The organism is Agrococcus sp. SCSIO52902 (assembly GCF_022983135.1).
Classification (GTDB): Bacteria; Actinomycetota; Actinomycetes; order Actinomycetales; family Microbacteriaceae; genus Agrococcus; species Agrococcus sediminis.
Genome location: NZ_CP095269.1, coordinates 489,472 through 509,263, shown reverse-complemented (window position 1 = coordinate 509,263; position 19,792 = coordinate 489,472). Strand labels below are relative to the sequence as shown.

Here is a 19,792-nt window from a genome sequence, read left to right as displayed (position 1 = left end):
AAGGTCACGATTCGATCACGACGTAGCGGATTGTGACCGTTTCGCATACAGTGGCGTCCACTGCACCGCGGCAGCCGTCGCGAGCGCAGCCCGAAGCCACGACGACGGAGTCAGCGAATGAGCGCAGCGAGCGAGACCTCGAGCAGCCCGGCGGGCATCCCCGCGGCCGCCGCCGCAGGCGATCAGCACGTCATCGGCATCGACTTCGGCACCCTGAGCGGCCGCGCCATCGTCGTCCGCGTCGCCGACGGCGCCGAGCTCGGCACCGCGGTGCACGAGTACGCCAACGCGGTCATCGACGACCGGCTCCCGGCGACCGGCGACCGCCTGCCCCCGGAGTGGGCGCTGCAGGAGCCCAACGACTGGCTCGAGGTGCTGCGTCGCGCCGTCCCGGCCGCGCTCCACGCATCCGGCATCGACCCCGCGACCGTGATCGGCGTCGGCACCGACTTCACCGCATCCACCCCCATGCCCGTCACGGCCGACGGCACGCCGCTGTGCCGCGTCGACGGCCTCGCCGGCCGGCCGCACGCCTACCCGAAGCTCTGGAAGCACCACGCCGCGCAGGCCCAGGCCGACCGCATCAACGCCCTCGCCGAGGAGCGCGGGGAGCCGTGGCTCGCGCGCTACGGCGGCGCCATCTCGAGCGAGTGGGAGTTCGCCAAGGCGCTGCAGATCCTGGAGGAGGACCCGGAGGTCTACGCCCGCATCGACCACTGGGTCGAGGCGGCCGACTGGATCGTCTGGCAGCTCACCGGCGACTACGTGCGCAACGCCTGCACCGCGGGCTACAAGGGCATCCTGCAGGACGGCGCCTACCCGAGCCGCGACTACCTCGCCGCGCTCAACCCCGGCTTCGCCGACTTCGAGCGCAAGCTCGACGCGCACATCGGGCAGCTCGGCGAGCGCGCGGGCACGCTCACCGACGCCGCCGCCGCGCTCATGGGCCTGCCCGCCGGCATCGCCGTCGCGGTGGGCAACGTCGACGCGCACGTCACCGCGCCCGCCGCGAAGGCGACGGCACCCGGCGACATGCTCGCGATCATGGGCACGAGCACGTGCCACGTTATGTCGAGCGAGACGCTCACCGAGGTGCCCGGCATGTGCGGCGTCGTCGACGGCGGCATCGTCGCCGGCCAGTGGGGCTACGAGGCGGGCCAGTCGGGCGTCGGCGACATCCTCGCCTGGTACGTCGCCAACCAGGTGCCGCCCGCGATCCACGACGCCGCGCGCGCCGCGGGGCGGAGCGTGCACGAGCACCTCACCGAGCTCGCGTGGGCCGAGCCGGTCGGCGCGCACGGGCTCATCGCGCTCGACTGGCACAACGGCAACCGCTCGGTGCTCGTCGACGCCAACCTCTCCGGGCTGCTCGTGGGCACCACGATCGCGACCCGCGCCGAGCAGGTCTACCGCGCGCTCGTGGAGGCCACCGCCTTCGGCACGCGCGTGATCGTCGAGGCGTTCGCGGGGGCCGGCGTGCCCGTGCAGCGCTTCTTCGCCGCCGGCGGGCTGCTGCGCAACCGCCACCTCATGCAGACCTACGCCGACGTGCTCGGCATGCCGATCTCGGTGATCGGCAGCGAGCAGGGCCCCGCGCTCGGCTCGGCGATCCACGCCGCGGTCGCGGCCGGCGCCTACCCCGACACCGTCGCGGCCGGTGAGGCGATGGGCAACGTCGTGCACGACGCGTACGTGCCCGGTCCCGAGGCCGAGCCGTACGACGCCCTCTACCGCGAGTACCGAGAGCTGCACGACCTCTTCGGCCGCGGCGGCAGCGACGTCATGCGGCGCCTCAAGGCCATCCGCCGCCAGGCGCTCGCGGGGGCCCAGCAGCCGGCCGCCGAGGTGCCCGCATGAGCCGCGACGCCGCGATCCGCGCCGTCCGCGAGGAGGTCGCGGCGCTCCACGGCGAGCTCGTCCGCTACGGCCTCGTGGTCTGGACGGGCGGCAACGTCTCGGGCCGCGTGCCCGGCGAGGAGCTCTTCGTCATCAAGCCCTCCGGCGTCTCCTACGACGACCTCACCCCCGAGTCGATGATCCTGTGCGACCTCGACGGCCGCGTCGTGCCCGGCTCCCAGGGCTCCGAGCGCTCGCCGTCGAGCGACACCGCCGCCCACGCGCATGTCTACCGCCACATGCCCGAGGTGGGCGGCGTCGTGCACACGCACTCGACCTACGCGACCGCATGGGCGGCGCGCGGCGAGGCGATCCCGTGCCACATCACCGCGATGGCCGACGAGTTCGGCGGCGAGATCCCGATCGGCCCGTTCGCGATCATCGGCGACGACTCGATCGGCCGCGGCATCGTCGAGACGCTCGCCGGGCACCGCTCGCGCGCCGTGCTCATGCAGAACCACGGCCCCTTCACGATCGGCCGCGACACGCGCGACGCCGTCAAGGCGGCCGTCATGTGCGAGGACGTCGCGCGCACCATGCACATCGCCCGCGCCGGCGGCGCCACGATCCCCATCGACCCCGCCGCGATCGATGCGCTCTTCGACCGCTACCAGCACGTCTACGGCCAGCAGGCCACGCAGGAGGACCACCAGTGACGAGCATCATCCCCGATCCCGCGTCGAAGGTCGTCTGGTTCCTCACCGGCAGCCAGGGCCTCTACGGCGAGGAGACGCTCGCGCAGGTCGCGTCGCAGTCGCGCGAGGTCGCCGCCCTGCTGTCGGAGGCGGCAGACATCCCCGTCACGATCGAGTGGCGCCCCGTGCTCACCTCGGCCGACGCCATCCGCCGCGCCGCGCTCGAGGCCAACGCCGACGACGACGTGGTCGGCGTGATCGCGTGGATGCACACCTTCAGCCCCGCCAAGATGTGGATCGCGGGTCTCGAGGCGCTCGCGAAGCCGATGCTGCACCTGCACACGCAGCACAACGTCGCCCTGCCGTGGAGCGAGATCGACTTCGACTTCATGAACCTCAACCAGGCCGCGCACGGCGACCGCGAGTTCGGCTACCTCGCCGCGCGCCTCGGCGTGCCCCGCACGATCGTCGTCGGTCACGCATCCGCACCGCGCGTCCGCGCGCAGGTCGGCACGTGGTCGCGCGCCGCGCTCGGCACCGCGGCGCTGCGGTCGCTCAAGGTCGCGCGGTTCGGCGACAACATGCGCTTCGTGGCCGTCACCGAGGGCGACAAGACCGAGGCCGAGATCCGCCTCGGCACCCAGATCAACACGTGGGGCGTGACCGAGCTGGCGGATGCGGTGGCGGCGGCCGACGAGGCGGCGGTCGCCGCGCTCGTCGACGAGTACGTCGCGAGCTACGACATCGCCCCCGAGCTGCTCCCCGGCGGCGACCGCCACGCGTCGCTCGTCGACGGCGCGCGCATCGAGGCGGGCCTGCGCGGCTTCCTCGAGGAGGGCGGCTTCGGCGCCTTCACCACGAGCTTCGAGGATCTCGGGTCGCTGCCGCAGCTGCCGGGCCTCGCGGTGCAGCGGCTCATGGCCGACGGCTTCGGCTTCGGCGCCGAGGGCGACTGGAAGACCGCGATCCTCGTGCACGCCGCCGCCCACATGGGCGCCGCGCTGCCCGGCGGCGCGAGCCTCATGGAGGACTACACGTACCACCTGGTCGACGGCGAGGAGGTCATCCTCGGCGCGCACATGCTCGAGGTGAGCCCGTCGCTCACGACCTCCCGCCCCAGGCTCGAGGTGCACCCGCTCGGCATCGGCGGCAAGGACGACCCCGTCCGCCTGGTCTTCACGGCCGACCCGGGCCCCGCGGTGGTGGTGGCGCTCAGCGACATGCGCGAGCGATTCCGCATGACGGCGAACGCCGTCGAGAACGTGGCGCTGCCCGAGCCGATGCCGAAGCTCCCCGTCGGGCACGCCGTCTGGCGCCCCGCACCGGACCTCGCCACGTCGGCGACCGCCTGGCTCACCGCGGGCGCAGCCCACCACACGGTCATGTCGACCCAGGTCGGCATCGACGCCTTCCGCGAACTCGCCCGCCAGTCGGGCATCGAGTTCCTCGCCATCGACGACGCCACCACGACCGAGGGCTTCGAGCGCGAGGTGCGCTGGAACGCCGCCTACCACCGACTCGCACAGGGGCTGGGCTGACGCCCGACCCCTCGCCGCGGCCCTCCCGGCCGCACCAACCCCCGCCGCATTGCGGCACCCCAGGAAAGGAAACACAGTGAAGAAGCACCGCATCCTCGGCGCTGTCGCTGCAGCGGGAGTCATCGCGCTCCTCGCCACCGGCTGCGGCCGTGGCGGCACGGCAGAGCCCGCCGCGAGCGACGGCGCCGACACCGGCGGCCAGGGCCAGATCGTGGGCGTCGCCATGCCGACGCAGCAGTCGGAGCGCTGGATCGCCGACGGCGCGAACGTGCAGTCGCAGCTCGAGGAGCTCGGCTACACGGTCGACCTGCAGTACGCGAACGACGACATCCCGACCCAGGTCTCGCAGATCGAGAACATGATCTCCTCGGGCGCCGAGGCCCTGATCATCGCCTCGATCGACGGCACGACCCTGACCGACGTCCTCGCGCAGGCGGGCGACGCCGGCATCCCCGTCATCGCCTACGACCGCCTCATCAACGGCAGCCCGAACGTCGACTACTACACGACGTTCGACAACTACCAGGTGGGCGTGCAGCAGGCGACGAGCCTCCTGACCGGCCTCGGCGTGCTCGACGAGAGCGGCGAGCGCACCGACGAGGCGGGCCCGTTCAACATCGAGCTCTTCGCGGGCAGCCCCGACGACAACAACGCGACGTTCTTCTGGAACGGCGCGATGGACACGCTGCAGCCGCTCATCGACGAGGGCGTGCTCGAGGTGCCCAGCGGCCAGGTCGAGTTCGAGCAGGCGGCGATCCTCCGCTGGCTGCCCGAGACCGCGCAGGAGCGCATGGAGAACATCCTCACCGTCATCGGCGACACCCGCCTCGACGGCGTGCTCTCGCCCTACGACGGCCTGTCGATCGGCATCATCTCGGCGCTCACGTCGGGCGGCTACTCGACCGACGCCCTGCCGGTCATCACCGGCCAGGACGCGGAGGTCGGCTCGGTGCAGTCGATCATCGCCGGCGAGCAGTACTCGACGATCTTCAAGGACACGCGACTGCTCGCCGAGCAGGCCGTGGCCATGGTTGACGCGCTGCTGAGCGGCGAGGAGCCTGAGGTCAACGACACGGAGACCTACGACAACGGCGAGCTCATCGTGCCGTCGTACCTCCTCGAGTCGACCATCGTGACGGTCGACAACTACGAAGAGGTGCTCATCGAGTCGGGCTACTACGACGAGGGCGACCTCTAGGAACGGTCTGGGGCGGGGGCGCGAGCCCCCGTCCCGCACCGCCGCTCCGGCGGCGAGAAACGGAAGGAGGGACGACCGTGACGGCGATCCTCGAGATGCGCGGCATCACCAAGGAGTTCCCGGGCGTGAAGGCGCTCGCCGACGTGAACCTCACCGTCGAGCGCGGCGAGGTGCACGCCATCTGCGGCGAGAACGGCGCAGGCAAGTCCACGCTCATGAAGGTGCTCTCGGGCGTCTACCCGCACGGCACCTACGACGGCGAGATCGTCTTCGAGGCCGAGCCGGTCGAGTTCCGCTCGATCACCGACTCCGAGCACAAGGGGATCGTGATCATCCACCAGGAGCTGGCGCTCAGCCCGCACCTGTCGCTGGCCGAGAACATCTTCCTCGGCAACGAGATCGTCGGCCGCGGCGGCCTCATCGACTGGCACGCCACGAACACCGAGGCGCAGCGCCTGCTCGCCCGCGTCGGGCTCGGCGACAACCCCGCCGTGCGCGCGAACGAGGTGGGCGTCGGCAAGCAGCAGCTCGTCGAGATCGCGAAGGCGCTCTCGAAGGACGTCAAGCTGCTCATCCTCGACGAGCCGACGGCCGCCCTCAACGACGAGGACTCCGCGCACCTGCTCGACCTGATCCGCCACCTCAAGGGGCAGGGGATCACGTCGATCATCATCAGCCACAAGCTCAACGAGATCAAGGCGATCGCCGACAAGGTGACGGTCATCCGCGACGGCCGCACGATCGAGACGCTCGTCACCGACGAGGTCTCCGAGGACCGCATCATCAAGGGCATGGTCGGCCGCGACCTCGAGTCGCGCTACCCGGAGCGGCAGGTGCGCATCGGCGAGGAGGTCTTCCGCATCGAGGACTGGCGCGTGCACCACCCGACCGAGTCGGGCCGCGTCGTGATCGACGGCGCCAACCTGTCGGTGCGCGCGGGCGAGGTGGTCGGCATCGCCGGCCTCATGGGCGCGGGCCGCACCGAGCTCGCCATGAGCATCTTCGGCCGCTCCTACGGCTCGCACATCACCGGCACCGCGTACCTGCACGGCAAGCCCGTCGACGTGCGCACGGTGCCCGCGGCCATCAGTGCGGGGCTCGCGTACGCGACCGAGGACCGCAAGCGCTACGGCCTCAACCTCATCGAGGACATCAAGCGCAACATCTCGGCCGCGGCGCTCGACAAGCTCGTCGGGCGCGTGCTCGTCGACGGCGAGCGCGAGACCCTCGTCGCCGAGGAGTACCGCCGCAGCATGCGCATCAAGACGCCGAGCGTCAACGCGGTCGTCGGCAAGCTCTCCGGCGGCAACCAGCAGAAGGTCGTGCTGTCGAAGTGGCTCTTCACCGACCCCGAGGTGCTCATCCTCGACGAGCCCACCCGCGGTATCGACGTCGGCGCGAAGTACGAGATCTACACGATCATCAACACGCTCGTCGCCGACGGCAAGGCCGTCATCGTCATCTCGTCGGAGCTGCCGGAGCTGCTCGGCATCTGCGACCGCATCTACACGATCTCGGAGGGCAGGGTGACGGGCGAGTTCCCGATCGCCGAGGCCACGCCCGAAGCGCTCATGCAGCGCATGACCCAGGAGAAGGAGGCGGACCATGTCCTCGCCCCGTGACTCGTCCACCCGCGACCTCGCCCCGTCGCCGCTGCGCACCGCGGGCTCGTTCCTGCTCTCGCGCGTGCAGCAGATCGGCATCTTCATCGCGCTGGTGGTGATCATCCTGCTGTTCCAGGGCCTCACCGGCGGCCGGCTGCTCACCGCCGGCAACGTGGCGAACATCATCGTCCAGAACAGCTACATCCTCATCCTCGCCATCGGCATGGTGATGATCATCATCGCCGGCCACATCGACCTCTCGGTCGGCTCGGTCGCGGCCTTCGTCGGCGCCGCCACCGGCGTGATGGTCGTGCAGTGGGGCTGGCCGTGGTGGCTCGGCATCGTCGTCGGCATCGTGCTCGGCGCCGTCGTCGGGGCCTGGCAGGGCTTCTGGGTGGCGGTGGTCGGCATCCCGGCGTTCATCGTGACGCTCGCGGGCATGCTCATCTTCCGCGGCCTGACGCAGATCACGCTCTCGAACACCCAGATCACGCCGTTCCCGACCGAGTACCGGCAATTGGGCGGCGGCTACCTCTTCCCGGAGCTCTTCCCGGCGTCGACGAGCCCCGCGGAGTGGATCACGGTGGGCCTCGGCGTCCTGACGCTCGTGCTCTTCGTCGGCTCGCAGCTGCGCGGCCGCGCGAAGCGCGTGAAGCTCGGCGTCGAGGCGGAGCCGGCCTGGTGGTTCTGGACCCGCACGGGCTTCGGCGCGCTGCTCATCGTGCTCGTCACGTTCCTGCTCGGCATCGCCGAGGGCTCGCGCGGCACCCCGGTCGTGCTCATCGTGCTGGGCGCGCTGATCGTGATCTACACGGTGGTCATGCAGCGCACCCGCTTCGGACGCCACATCTACGCGGTCGGCGGCAACCGGCACGCGGCCGACCTGTCGGGCATCCGCTCGAAGCGCATCGACTTCATGCTGTTCGTCAACATGGGCATCCTCGCCGCGCTCGCCGGCATCGTGTTCACGGGGCGCCTGAACTCCGCCGGACCGGGCGCTGGCAACCTGTTCGAGCTCGACGCGATCGCGGCGGCGTTCATCGGCGGCGCCGCCGTGCAGGGCGGCATCGGCACGGTGGTCGGCGCGATCACCGGCGGCCTCATCATGGGCGTGCTGAACAACGGCATGTCGCTCATGGGTGTCTCGACCGACTACCAGCAGTTCATCAAGGGCATGGTGCTGCTGCTGGCCGTCGCCTTCGACGTCTGGAACAAGCGGCGCTCGCGCTCGCTCGGCTGACGCGCAGCCTCACGACGGCCCCGGGCGGATGCTCGGGGCCGTCGCTCCCTCCGCGTCGATTGGTCACGTTCGGCGATCATTCGCGACGTGTGGCAGCAATTCGTGACCAATCGGCGGAAGGTGCGGATGCTCCGCGGCGGCAGCGTGGGACGGCCAAGTCGTTCGTCCGGCTAAGGAGGTAGGCTGGACGGACGCAATCTGATACGAAGAGGAACCGCATGCTGCTCGCCATCGTCAACGCCAAGGTCGTGCCCGTCGAGGGCGAGGAGTTCGAGGGCACGATCCTCGTGCGGGACGGCCGGATCGCCGAGCTCGGCGCCGACGTCGCGGTGCCGGAGGGCGCCGAGGTGCTCGACGCCGGCGGCGCGCAGGTGACCCCGGGGCTCGTCGACGCGCACGTGCACCTGGGCGTCAACCCGGAGGGCGACGGGCACACCGCCAACGACACGAACGAGATGACGAACCCCAACACCGCCGGGGTGCGCACGATCGACGCGATCGACCCGTTCGACGAGGGCTTCGACCTCGCGCTCGCCGGCGGCGTGACGGCCGTGAACGTCAACCCCGGCTCGGGCAACCCGATCGGCGGCCAGGCGACGACGCTCCACACCCACGGCCGCATCGTCGACCACATGGTGCTGCGCGAGCCGGCGGGCCTGAAGAGCGCCCTCGGCGAGAACCCGAAGCGCGTCTACGGCGAGAAGAAGGTGACGCCGTCGACCCGCATGGGCACGGCCAAGATCCTGCGCGACGCGTTCGTCGCCGCCCAGAACTACCAGGCCCGGATGGCCGACCCCGAGAACGACCGCCACCACGACGTCGACCTGACGATGGAGGCGCTCGGCAAGGTGCTGCGCCGCGAGATCCCGTGGCGCCAGCACGCGCACCGCGCCGACGACATCGTCACCGCGCTGCGCCTCCAGGCCGAGTTCGGCTACGACCTCATCATCGACCACGGCACCGAGGCGCACGTCGTCGCCGACCTGCTCGCCGAGCGCGGCGTGCCCGTGCTCATCGGCCCCCTCTTCACGACGAAGTCGAAGATGGAGCTGCGCAAGCGCTCCATCGCGAACCCCGGCAAGCTCGCGAAGGCAGGCGTCGAGCTGTCGATCATCACCGACCACCCGGTGATCCCCATCTCCTTCCTCGTGCACCAGGCATCCCTCGCCGTCCGCGAGGGGCTCGACCGCGAGACGGCGCTGCGGGCGATCACGATCAACCCGGCGAAGGCGCTCGGCGTCGACGCCGAGATCGGCTCGATCGAGGTCGGCAAGCGCGCCGACCTCGTGGTCTGGGGCGGCGACTGGATGGACCCGATGGCGCGCCCGCGCACGGTGCTGATCGACGGCCGCATCGTCTTCGAGCACGACGCCGCGACCGGCGCCGAGCGCGTCGCGCCGCGCGACGAGGTGCCGCTCGCCCTGCCCCGGGCGTGACCGCCGCCACGCTCACGTCGCCCGGCGACGCGCTCACGCGGCGGCGCCGCGTCGCCACGCTGCTCGTGCTCGGGCTCCTCGCGGGCCTCGGCCCCTTCACGATCGACCTCTACCTGCCGGCCTTCCCGGAGGTGAAGGGCGAGTTCGCCACGACGGATGCGGCCGTGCAGCTGACGCTGTCGGCCACGACCCTCGGCTTCGCCTTCGGGCAGCTCGTGGTCGGCCCGCTCTCCGACCGCATCGGCCGTCGCGCGCCGCTGCTCATCGCCACGAGCGTGCACGTGCTCGCGAGCGTCGGGGTCGCGCTCGCGCCCGACATCGTCTCGCTGTCGCTCCTGCGCATCGTGCAGGGCTTCGGCGCGGCCGCGGGCACCGTCGTCGCGATGGCGATGGTGCGCGACCTCTTCAGCGGCAAGAAGCTCACCACCGCGCTGTCGCGGCTGGCGCTCGTGATCGGCATCGCGCCGATCGCCGCACCCGTCGTGGGGTCGTGGCTGCTGGGGATCCTGCACTGGCGGGGCCTGTTCTGGGTGCTCGCCGCCTACGCGGTGCTCGTGATCGTGCTGCAGCTGCTCTTCCTGCGAGAGACGCTGCCGCCGCACCTGCGCCACGTGCCCGGGCACTCGACGCTGCGGCAGCGCTACCGCTCCGTGCTCACGGACCGCGTCTTCGTCGGCGTCGCGATCATCGGCGCGAGCATCTTCGGCGGCATGTTCGCCTACCTCGCCACCTCGTCCCTGCTGCTGCAGGAGGTGTACGGCTTCTCGCCGAGCGGGTTCGGGCTCATCTTCGCGCTCTGCTCGGTGGCGGTGCTCATCGGCACGCAGTCGGCCGGGCGGGCCGCCAACCGGTGGGGCGCGCAGTGGGTGCTCGCCGTCTCGACGTCGCTGCTCATCGTGGGCGCCTCGCTCATCGTGGTGCTCGACCTCGCGGGGCTCGGGATCCTCGGGCTCGTGCCGCCGCTGGCGCTCTTCGCGTTCGCGTTCGGGCTGTCGATGCCGTGCGTGCAGACGCTCGCGCTCGCGGGGCATCGCGGCGAGGCGGGCACGGCGGCGTCGCTGCTGGGCGCGCTCAACATGTCGATCGCGGGGCTCGTGAGCCCCATCGTCGGCCTGTTCCGCATCGAGAACGCGATCCCGATGGGCGTCATCATGCTCATCTGCGGCATCCTCGCGACCGCGGCGCTGTGGCTCGTGGTGCGGCCGCGGCAGGTGCCCGCGATCGAGTGATCCTGCCGGGACGCATGCAAGGATGACCGCATGAGCGACGAGCTGGCCAAGGTGCAGGCGGAACTCGAGGCGGCGCGGCGGGCGCAGGCGCAGGCCGAGGCGCGGCTCGCCGAGCTGCAGGCCGGAGAGCGGCGCGCGAGGGCCGATGCGCCGCCACTGCCCGCGGACGACGTGACCCCGGACGAGGCGCCGCCCGTCGCGGAGACGTTCGCCGAGGCGCCCGAATCGGCGCCGGCTCCCGCCGATCCCGAGCAGCCTGTCGAGGTCGGCGAGACGGTGGAGCCGGCGGAGCACGACGGCCCCCTCTCGGACGACGAGGTCGCCGCCGTGCGCGAGGGCTACGCCTTCGAGGGCCCCGCGCTCGAGATGGGAGCGCTCGTCAACGGCGACCCCGACCCGCAGACGCCCATCCGCATCCCGCTCGCCATGATGAACCGGCACGGCCTCATCGCCGGCGCCACCGGCACCGGCAAGACGAAGACCCTGCAGGTGCTCGCCGAGCAGCTCTCGGCCGCCGGCGTGCCCGTCTTCGCCGCTGACATCAAGGGCGACCTCTCCGGCGTCGCCACCCCGGGCGAGTCGAGCGACAAGCTGCTCGCCCGCACCGCGGGCATCGGGCAGGCATGGCAGGGCGCCGCGTCGCCCGTGGAGTACTTCGCGCTCGGCGGCGAGGGCGTGGGCGTGCCGATCCGCGCGACCGTGCTGTCGTTCGGTCCGACGCTGCTCGCGAAGGTGCTCGGCCTCAACGACACGCAGGAGTCGAGCCTCGGCATCGTCTTCGCCTACGCCGACGAGCAGCGGCTGCCGCTCGTCGACCTCAAGGACCTGCGCGAGCTGCTGCTGTGGCTGACCGGCGACGAGGGCAAGGCGGAGCTCAAGCGCCTCGGCGGCATCTCGACGCAGACCGCGGGCGTCATCCTCCGCGAGATCACCGCGTTCAGCGAGCAGGGCGCCGACGTCTTCTTCGGCGAGCCCGAGATCGACACGCGCGAGCTCATGCGCGTCGCCGAGGACGGCCGGGGCGTCATCAGCCTGCTCGAGGTGCCGGGCGTCGCCAGCCAGCCCGCGCTGTTCTCGACGTTCCTCATGTGGCTGCTCGCCGACCTGTTCGAGGACCTTCCGGAGGTCGGCGACATCGACCGGCCGAAGCTCGTATTCTTCTTCGACGAGGCGCACCTGCTGTTCAAGGACGCCTCCAAGGACTTCCTGGCCGCCATCACCCAGACCGTGCGGCTCATCCGCTCGAAGGGCGTCGGCATCGTCTTCGTCACGCAGACGCCGAAGGACGTGCCGGCCGACGTGCTCGCGCAGCTCGGCTCGCGCGTGCAGCACCAGCTGCGGGCGCACACGCCCGACGACGCGACGGCGCTGCGCGCCACCGTGCGCACCTACCCGAAGAGCGGCTACGACCTCGAGCAGGTGCTCACGAGCCTCGGCATCGGCGAGGCGATCGTCACCGTCATGGACGAGCGGGGTGCGCCGACCCCCGTCGCCTGGACCCGGCTGCGCGCCCCGCAGGGCTCGATGGCTCCGACCCCCGAGTCGGACATGCAGCGCACCGTGCAGGCGTCGCCGATGCTGGCGCGCTACGGCACCCCCGTCGACCGGGAGTCGGCATACGAGATCCTGCGCGCGAAGCTCGAGGCCGCGCAGCGCGCCGAGCAGGACGCCGCGGCGCGGCAGGCGGCCGAGGAGGAGGCGGAGCGGCTCGAGCAGGAAGCGCGTCGCAACCGCACCCGCTCGGGCGGCTCGGGCTCGGGCTCGCGGGGCGGCGGCAACGTCGTGACCGACTTCATCGGCTCCCGCACCGGCCAGACGATCATCCGCGAGATCGTGCGCGGCGTCTTCGGCAACCGTCGCCGGTGAGCACGATCGAGACCGCCGAGGCCCGCGAGCGGCCTCACGGCATCGCGGCCGCGCTGACGGAGACGCTGCGCGGCCAGCTCCTGTCCGTCGGTGTGCTCGCGCTCGTGCTGATCGTGCTGACGGTCGTCGCGCCGGGCGTCTGGGACGGGCCATGGCTGTGGGCGGCCGTCGCCGTGGTCGTGGTGGCGACCGGGCTGGCGGCGCTCGGGCAGGGCCCGCTCTACGACGCGAACTGGCTGCCGGTGCTCGTGCCGGCGCTGGACCTGCTCACGATCATGCTGCTCCTCGGCGATCCGGCGGTGCCGCGGATCGTGGCGATGCTCGCGGTCGTGCCGGCGTTCTGGCTGGGCTTCGTGGGGCGACGCCGAGGCGTCTGGATCGTGGCGCTCGGCGGGGTGGCGATGGGCGTCGCGATGGCGCTCCGGATCGCCGACTCCGCGGGCACGACGCTGACGGCGAACGCGGTCGGCGCGGTGCTCGTGCCGCTGGCGCTCGTCGCCGCCGCGCTCTTCGCCGACAGCTACACCGGCAGGATCGAGCAGCAGCAGCGCGCGCTCCTCGAGCGCGAGCGGGAGCAGACGGCGATGGCGCGCCAGCTGGCGGCCGATGGTGCGCTCCTCGACACCGTCTTCGAGACCGCGCGCGTGGGTCTGCTCCTGCTCGACCCGGATGGCCAGGTCCAGCGGATGAACGGCACGCTCGCGGGGCACCCGGCGCTCGCGAATGCGAGCGCCGATGCGGTGCTCTCCGGCGCGCAGTTCCTGGAGCTCGAATCCCGGCAGGTGATCCCGAAGCTCGAGGGGCCGTTCGTCCGAGCAGCTCGCGGTGAGTCGTTCGACAACCTCGCCTTCTGGGTGGAGCGACCGGGGGAGGATCTCATCGCGGTCACGATGTCCTCGCGGCCGCTGATCGTCGAGGGCGAGTTCCGCGGCTCGATCGCGTCGATCGACGACATCACGCGCTACATGCGCATGCTCGAGGATCGCGACGACTTCGTCGCCCTCGTCTCGCACGAGCTGCGCACGCCGCTCACCTCGATCTCCGGCTACCTCGAGCTCGCCCTCGACGAGGAGGTGCCCGCCGACGTGCGCTCCTGGCTCGAGATCGTGCGCCGCAACACCGACCGCCTGCGCGCGCTCGTCGAGGACCTGCTGATCGTCGGCGAGATGAGTCGCGGCGAGCTGCACCTGCACCCGCACGACGTCGACGTGCGCCAGGTCGCCGAGCAGGCCGTCGCCACGCTCGAGCACCGCGCTCGCCGCCGCGGCGTCGCGCTCCGCCTCGCCGACGGGCCTGCCGCGCCCGTGCAGGCCGACGAGCGCCGGCTCGCCCAGGTGCTCGAGAACCTCATCTCCAACGGCATCAAGTACACCCGCGACGACGGGAGCGTCGACGTCGTCGTCGAGGTCGACGGGCCGGATGCGATCGTGCGGGTCGTCGACGACGGGCCCGGGATCGAGGCGGCCGAGGCCGACCGCGTCTTCGAGCGCTTCTACCGCGCGTCGTCCGCCCGCGCATCCGCCGTCCCCGGCGCAGGGCTCGGGCTGTGGATCTGCCGCTCGATCGTGCACGCGCACGGCGGCTCGATCGCCTTCGAGAGCGAGCCCGGCACGGGCTCAGCCGCGACCGTCCGCCTGCCGCTGTCCTGACGCATCCGCCTCGGCGAAGCCCGTGCGGGTCATCTCGCCCCACACCTGCTGCGTGCCGGCGATGCCCGCCCACCAGCCCTGCAGGCGCCAGATCGCCGTGAGCTGGCGGTAGCCGAGGTTCTCGGCGACGATCGCCCACAGCGTCGCGCCGAGGTCGCGCCAGCGCTCGTAGCGGTGGAAGCTCGCCTCCTCGACGATCACCGCGGCGAGCGTCACGAGCGCGCCGTAGCCGTAGGAGACGAGCAGCAGCAGCAGCGCCATGCCGGGGTCGACGGCGCCCACGGCGAGGCCGAGCACGACGAGCACGATGCCGACCACCTCGATGAGCGGCGCGAGCAGCTCGAACAGCCAGTAGTAGGGGAGCGCGAGCATGCCGACGCGCCCGTATCGGGGATTGAGGAGCGCCCGGCGGTAGCCCCACAGCACCTCCCACAGGCCCCGGTGCCAGCGCCGGCGCTGGCGGGCGAGCACGCGGAGGGTCGAGGGCGCCTCGGTCCAGCTGACGGGCTCGGCGACGAACTCGACCCGCGCGTCGCGGCGACCCTCGTGGATCCAGCGCTGGATGCGCATCACGAGCTCGAAGTCCTCGCCGATCGAGTCGGGGTCGAGGCCGCCGACCTCGATGAGCACGTCGCGGCGGAACATGCCGAACGCGCCGGAGATGAGGATGAGCGCCTGCAGGTCGGACCACGCGGTGCGGCCGAGCAGGAACGCCCGCAGGTACTCGACGACCTGGATGCGCGCGATGAGCTGCCGCGGCATGCGGATCTCGGTGATGCGGCCGCCCTGCACGCGGCTGTTGTTGACGATCCGCACGACGCCGCCGGTCGCGACGACGCGCTCGGGGTCGTCGGCGAAGGGCTTCGACACCGACAGCAGCGCGTCGGGCTCGAGGATGGAGTCGGCGTCGACCATCACCACGAGCTCCTTCGCGGCGAGGTCGAGGCCGACGTTGACCGAGTCGGAGCGGCCGGAGTTCTCCTTGTCGACGACCGTCAGCGGCACCGCGCCGCCGCGGGAGCGCCAGACGCGGCGGATCGTGCCGCGCACCGGCACGCGGCCGGGGATGTCGCGGTCGTCCTCGACGAGGTCGAACTCCTCGAGCAGCACGCGCATCGTGTCGTCGGCGCTGCCGTCGTTGACGACGATCACCTCGTGGTCGGGGTAGCGCAGGTCGAGCACCGAGCGCACGCTCGTGCGGATGACGGCCGCCTCGTTGTAGGCGGGCACGATCACGCTGACGCCGAGGCTGAGCGGCGAGGCGGCCATCGCGTCGTCGCCGCGGTGCTCGCTGCGGCGCAGGTAGCGGGCGAAGTGGCGGGCGGCGATCAGGATCAGCACCAGCAGCGCCGTGTTCGACAGCAGGAAGTAGATCGCCGACGGCCACGCGAGGACGGCGAAGACCGCCTCGAGCGCATCGTGGAGCCACGTCATGCGGCAGCCCTCCTCGGCAGGCCCGCGGCTCGCCGCACGCCGGGCTCGCCCTCCGCGCCGATCGCGGCCAGCGCATCCGCGCTCCATGCCGCCGGCATCGCCGCGAGCGTGCGGGCGGCCGCCTCGCCGGCGGAGCCGCCTGCGAGCGCGGTGGCGAGCAGCGACGGCACCGCCTCGCGCACCGGGAGCCGCTCGAGCGACCGCATGGCGGCAGCGCCGACCGCCTCGTGCTCGTCGTCGATGAGCCGAGCGAGCGGCGCGCCGGCGCCCGGCGCTTGGATGAGTCCTGCGACGCGCGCGGCGCCGCGGCGCACGCCGGCGTCGGGGTGGTCGAGCGCGTCGCGCACGCGCTCACCCGCGGCGGCGCCCTGCTGCACGAGGGCGGAGGCGGCGACGCTGATGGGGATGCCGCTGTCGAGCGCGAGCGCCGCGATGACGCGATCGACGGCCGCGGGGTCGTCGAACGCACCGAGCGCCCGCACGGCGACGGTGCGCACCTCGGGGGAGCGGTCGTCGGCGAGCGCCTGCAGCAGCTCGAGCGCCCCGGCCGGCGCGAGCAGCCCGAGCGCTTCCGCGGCGTCGGCGCGTCGCACAGGATCGCGGTCGGCGACGGCCGCGATGACCCTGGGGACGAGGCCGGATGCGTCGGCCACAGCCCGCAGGCGATCGGCCGCCTCGCCGGTGACGTCGCGCAGCATGAGCGACGCCGATCGGCCCACGTGCGCGCGCTCCGGGGCGCTGAGGGCCCGCACGCGGTCGAGCAGCGCGTCGATCTCGTCGTCCTCGGCGATGGTCGCCTCGAGCACCAGGGGGCGCAGGCGCGCGTCGAGCCGAACGTCGCGCCGGTCGTGGCGCCGGCGCAGCGTGCGCTGCGCGATGAGGGCGATCAGCATCAGGACCACCACCGCGGATGTGGCGAGCAGCACCGCCTGCAGCACCGCTGGGGCGGGCAGCGGGCTCATCCGATGACGGCGGTGACGCGCGCGAGCAGCGCCCGCGGGCTGAACGGCTTCGTGACGTACTGGTCGGCTCCGGCGGCGAAGCCCGCCTCGATGTCCTTCTCCTGGCCGCGGGCGGTCAGCAGGATGACCGGGGTCTCGTCGCCGCGGTCGCGCAGCGCGCGCAGCACGTCGATGCCCGACATGCCCGGCATCATCACGTCGAGCACGATGACGTCCCAGCCGCCCTCGACGGCCGCCTCGAGCGCCTGCGAGCCGTCCTCGCGAGTCACGATCTCGTGGCCCGCCGACTCGAGCTTGATCGCGACGAGGTCGCGGATGTCGCGGTCGTCGTCGACGACGAGGATGCGGCCGCTCACCGCACCGCTCCAGCGCGGCGCATCAGCGGCGCAGGACTGCTTGGGCGCATGGCGAGCTCCATCGTGACGAGTCTGACTGCCGTGGCTCAAACCTACACGGAGGCGGAACGCGACGACGCGGGACATCCGTGCTCGATGTCCCGCGTCATCACAGGGCGGAGGATGGGGTGTGCTGGTTCACGACATCGTTCACATCTGAGTCGGGACATCGTTCACATCGACGATGAGGCGTGTCGAAGTCGCGCGTCATCGTCCTCTCCGTCGTCCACCAGGGCCTGAGCAAGGCCGAGGCGGCTCGCCGCTTCGGCGTCACCTGGCGGTGGGTGCACGAGCTCGTGCGCCGCTACGAGGCCGGCGGGCTCGACGCGCTCGAGCCACGATCACGCCGCCCAAGGACCAACCCGAACCAGGTCGACGCGCCCCTCCGGGATCGGATCATCGAGCTGCGCACGACGCTCACCGACGCCGGCTGGGACGCCGGCCGCGCCACCATCGCCGCCCACCTCGAGCGCGAAGGCACCCCCGCGCCCGCGATCTCCACCATCCGCCGCATCATGCTCGACGCGCAGCTGATCACTCGCGAGCCCAACAAGCGACCCCGGGCCGCGATGATCCGCTTCGAGGCGCACCAGCCGAACGAGCTCTGGCAATCCGACTTCACCCACTGGCGCCTCGCCGACGGCACCGACATCGAGATCCTGGGCTGGCTCGACGACCACTCCCGCCTGCTGCTGGCCTGCACCGCCCACCGGCCCGTCACCGGCGCCGCCGTCATCGAGTCCTTCACCGCCACCATCGCCACCCACGGCACCCCCGCCGCGACCCTGACCGACAACGGCCGCGTCTTCACCACCCGCATCACCGGCACCCGCAACGGCTTCGAACAGCTCATCGCGAGCCTCGGCATCCAGCAGCGCAATGGCCGCCCCTTCCACCCGCAGACGCAAGGGAAGATCGAGCGGTTCCACCAGACCCTCAAGCGCTGGCTCGCCGCCCAGCCCGCAGCCGACGACATCACCGCCCTGCAAGACCAGCTCGACCGCTTCCGGCACCACTACAACCACCACCGGCCCCACCGCGCCCTCGGCCGCCGCACCCCGCAGACCGCCTACGACGCCACCATCAAAGCCACCCCGGCCGACAACCGCGACCAGCGCGACTGGCGCATCCGCCACGACCGCGTCGACCGCTTCGGCAAGCTCAGCCTCCGCCGCGCCGGCCGCATGCACCACCTCGGCATCGGCATCGACCACGCCGGAACACCCGTCCTGATCCTCACCGACGACACCACCGTCACCGTCACCGACCAGGCCACCGGCGAGGTCCTCGCCACCCACACCGTCGACCCAGCACGCGCCTACTGGCGCAACAACGACAGAAGCCCCGGCCGATGGCCAGGGCTTCTCCCCGATATGAACGATGACGCGGAACATCTATGAACGATGTCCCGCGTCATCACAAGGGCGGAGGATGGGGTGTCTGGGTTCACGACATAGGTCCCACTTGATAGGTCTCTCATGAGTCGGGACATCGGTCACAGTCGCTGGCATGTCTCGCGCTCGTGTCGCTGTCCTGATGATCGTGTCGAAGCAGCTGTCGGTGACGGCGGCCGCGGCCGAGTACGGCATCTCCCGGCGCCACCTCCATCGACTGCTGGCCCGCTACCGGGACGGCGGGATCGACGCGGTCGAGGCCCGGTCGCGCGCGCCGCGCAGCAGCCCGCACCGGACGTCGCCGCAAGTGCGGGAACGGATCGTGGCGCTGCGGCGAGAGCTGACCGGGCAGGGCAGCGATGCGGGCCCGGTCACGATCGGCTGGCACCTCGAGCGCGAAGGCCTGCCCGCGCCGTCGACGTCCACCATCCGGCGGATCCTGCACGACGCCGGGCTGGTCGAGCCCGAGCCGCGCAAGCGCCCCCGCTCCTCCTGGATCCGCTTCGAGGCGGCGCAGCCGAACGAGACCTGGCAATCGGACTTCACCCACTGGCGACTCGCGGACGGCCGCGACGTCGAGATTCTGAACTGGCTCGACGACCACTCCCGCTACCTGCTCTCCTGCACCGCCCACGTACCGGTCACCGGCGACGTCGTCGTGACCGCGTTCCTCGCGATCGTCGATGAGCACGGCGCGCCCGCCTCGACGCTGACCGACAACGGTCGCGTCTTCACCGCCCGCCTCGGCGGCGGCCGCAACGCCCTCGAGTACGTGCTGCCGCTGCTGGGCGTCCGGCAGAAGAACGGCAAACCCGGCCACCCGCAGACGCAAGGCAAGATCGAACGCTTCCACCAGACCCTCAAGCGCTGGCTCCGCCAGCAACCACCGGCGCACGACCTCACGACCCTGCAGCAGCAGCTCGACCGCTTCCGCACCAGCTACAACGAGCACCGCCCGCATCGCGCGAACGACCGCGCCACCCCCGGCCACACCTACCGCGCCACACCGAAGGCGCTCCCCGCCGCCGCCGCGCACTCGCCCGGCCACTTCCGCATCCGCTACGACCGCGTCGACCACCAAGGCCGCGTCAGCCTCCGCCGAGCCGGCCGCATGCACCACCTCGCCATCGGCGCAGCCCACCGAGGCCGACGCATCCTCGCCCTCATCGACGACACCACCGCCACCGTCATCGACCTCGAGACAGGCGAGATCCTCGCCACCAACACCATCGACCCGGCACGCAGCTACTGGCGCAACACGAGAAGAGCCCCCGGCCGATGGCCAGGGGCTCTCTCTTCGTGACACATGTCGCGAC

Annotated in this window: 15 protein-coding genes; 12 read left to right on the top strand and 3 right to left on the bottom strand. The window is 71.9% G+C overall.

Annotated elements, in window-relative coordinates:
- The first annotated feature begins 117 nt into the window (after positions 1 to 117).
- The 10 genes from araB (at position 118) to MU522_RS02415 (ending at position 14,291) form a co-directional block, all read left to right on the top strand.
- Entirely contained in the window at positions 118 to 1,857 is a 1,740-nt protein-coding gene (gene araB / locus MU522_RS02460) for a ribulokinase (protein ID WP_246992224.1), read from the top strand.
- Positions 1,854 to 2,552 carry an L-ribulose-5-phosphate 4-epimerase gene (locus MU522_RS02455; RefSeq protein WP_146358164.1) on the top strand — a complete coding sequence of 233 codons (699 nt, stop codon included), beginning with the start codon at positions 1,854 to 1,856 and terminating at the stop codon, positions 2,550 to 2,552. The genes araB and MU522_RS02455 overlap by 4 nt, the downstream gene beginning before the upstream one ends.
- Positions 2,549 to 4,069 (top strand): L-arabinose isomerase, encoded by a 1,521-nt coding sequence (araA, locus tag MU522_RS02450; protein ID WP_246992222.1) that lies wholly within the window; start codon positions 2,549 to 2,551, stop codon positions 4,067 to 4,069. Before MU522_RS02455 ends, araA begins: the two co-directional genes overlap by 4 nt.
- A 76-nt stretch (positions 4,070 to 4,145) precedes the next feature.
- Positions 4,146 to 5,267 carry a multiple monosaccharide ABC transporter substrate-binding protein gene (chvE, locus tag MU522_RS02445; RefSeq protein ID WP_128188350.1) on the top strand — a complete coding sequence of 374 codons (1,122 nt, stop codon included), beginning with the start codon at positions 4,146 to 4,148 and terminating at the stop codon, positions 5,265 to 5,267.
- Positions 5,268 to 5,362: 95 nt separating this feature from the next.
- Positions 5,363 to 6,889, top strand: a complete 1,527-nt coding sequence (gene mmsA, locus MU522_RS02440; protein WP_246993403.1) for a multiple monosaccharide ABC transporter ATP-binding protein — start codon at positions 5,363 to 5,365, stop codon at positions 6,887 to 6,889.
- Positions 6,873 to 8,111: a multiple monosaccharide ABC transporter permease gene (gene mmsB, locus MU522_RS02435; protein WP_246992220.1), complete on the top strand. Its 1,239-nt coding sequence runs from the start codon at positions 6,873 to 6,875 to the stop codon at positions 8,109 to 8,111. Before mmsA ends, mmsB begins: the two co-directional genes overlap by 17 nt.
- Positions 8,112 to 8,329: 218 nt before the next feature.
- Positions 8,330 to 9,547 carry an amidohydrolase gene (locus MU522_RS02430; protein WP_246992218.1) on the top strand — a complete coding sequence of 406 codons (1,218 nt, stop codon included), beginning with the start codon at positions 8,330 to 8,332 and terminating at the stop codon, positions 9,545 to 9,547.
- Complete coding sequence (locus MU522_RS02425; RefSeq protein WP_246992216.1) at positions 9,544 to 10,776, top strand: multidrug effflux MFS transporter; 1,233 nt, start codon at positions 9,544 to 9,546, stop codon at positions 10,774 to 10,776. Before MU522_RS02430 ends, MU522_RS02425 begins: the two co-directional genes overlap by 4 nt.
- A 30-nt stretch (positions 10,777 to 10,806) precedes the next feature.
- Positions 10,807 to 12,642 (top strand): helicase HerA-like domain-containing protein, encoded by a 1,836-nt coding sequence (locus MU522_RS02420; protein WP_246992215.1) that lies wholly within the window; start codon positions 10,807 to 10,809, stop codon positions 12,640 to 12,642.
- On the top strand, positions 12,639 to 14,291 hold the full coding sequence (locus MU522_RS02415) for a HAMP domain-containing sensor histidine kinase (protein WP_246992213.1): 1,653 nt from the start codon (positions 12,639 to 12,641) through the stop codon (positions 14,289 to 14,291). Before MU522_RS02420 ends, MU522_RS02415 begins: the two co-directional genes overlap by 4 nt.
- Here MU522_RS02415 and MU522_RS02410 read toward each other — a convergent pair.
- Genes MU522_RS02410 through MU522_RS02400 form a run of 3 tightly spaced genes read right to left on the bottom strand, consistent with a single transcriptional unit; the run spans position 14,259 to position 17,043 of the window.
- Entirely contained in the window at positions 14,259 to 15,725 is a 1,467-nt protein-coding gene (locus tag MU522_RS02410) for a glycosyltransferase family 2 protein (protein ID WP_146358176.1), read from the bottom strand. The two genes, MU522_RS02415 and MU522_RS02410, sit on opposite strands and share 33 nt — an antisense overlap.
- Complete coding sequence (locus tag MU522_RS02405) at positions 15,722 to 16,687, bottom strand: HEAT repeat domain-containing protein (protein ID WP_246992211.1); 966 nt, start codon at positions 16,685 to 16,687, stop codon at positions 15,722 to 15,724. The genes MU522_RS02410 and MU522_RS02405 overlap by 4 nt, the downstream gene beginning before the upstream one ends.
- Positions 16,684 to 17,043: a response regulator gene (locus MU522_RS02400; RefSeq protein ID WP_240671230.1), complete on the bottom strand. Its 360-nt coding sequence runs from the start codon at positions 17,041 to 17,043 to the stop codon at positions 16,684 to 16,686. Before MU522_RS02400 ends, MU522_RS02405 begins: the two co-directional genes overlap by 4 nt.
- Before the next feature lie 230 nt (positions 17,044 to 17,273).
- On the opposite strand from MU522_RS02400, the gene MU522_RS02395 reads away from it, so the two are divergent.
- Positions 17,274 to 18,482 (top strand): IS481 family transposase, encoded by a 1,209-nt coding sequence (locus MU522_RS02395; RefSeq protein WP_246992209.1) that lies wholly within the window; start codon positions 17,274 to 17,276, stop codon positions 18,480 to 18,482.
- A 109-nt stretch (positions 18,483 to 18,591) separates the two neighbouring features.
- A complete protein-coding gene (locus tag MU522_RS02390; RefSeq protein ID WP_246992207.1) occupies positions 18,592 to 19,779 on the top strand; it encodes an IS481 family transposase in 1,188 nt (395 codons plus the stop codon).
- Positions 19,780 to 19,792: the final 13 nt, after the last annotated feature.

Bases quoted from the DNA above. Each gene is read 5' to 3' on its own strand.
- araB (WP_246992224.1), top strand. From the start codon at position 118: ATGAGCGCAGCGAGCGAGACCTCGAGCAGCCCGGCGGGCATCCCCGCG.
- MU522_RS02455 (WP_146358164.1), top strand. From the start codon at position 1,854: ATGAGCCGCGACGCCGCGATCCGCGCCGTCCGCGAGGAGGTCGCGGCG.
- mmsA (WP_246993403.1), top strand. From the start codon at position 5,363: ATGCGCGGCATCACCAAGGAGTTCCCGGGCGTGAAGGCGCTCGCCGAC.
- mmsB (WP_246992220.1), top strand. From the start codon at position 6,873: ATGTCCTCGCCCCGTGACTCGTCCACCCGCGACCTCGCCCCGTCGCCG.
- MU522_RS02430 (WP_246992218.1), top strand. From the start codon at position 8,330: ATGCTGCTCGCCATCGTCAACGCCAAGGTCGTGCCCGTCGAGGGCGAG.
- MU522_RS02420 (WP_246992215.1), top strand. From the start codon at position 10,807: ATGAGCGACGAGCTGGCCAAGGTGCAGGCGGAACTCGAGGCGGCGCGG.
- MU522_RS02410 (WP_146358176.1), bottom strand. From the start codon at position 15,725: ATGACGTGGCTCCACGATGCGCTCGAGGCGGTCTTCGCCGTCCTCGCG.
- MU522_RS02405 (WP_246992211.1), bottom strand. From the start codon at position 16,687: ATGAGCCCGCTGCCCGCCCCAGCGGTGCTGCAGGCGGTGCTGCTCGCC.
- MU522_RS02390 (WP_246992207.1), top strand. From the start codon at position 18,592: ATGTCTCGCGCTCGTGTCGCTGTCCTGATGATCGTGTCGAAGCAGCTG.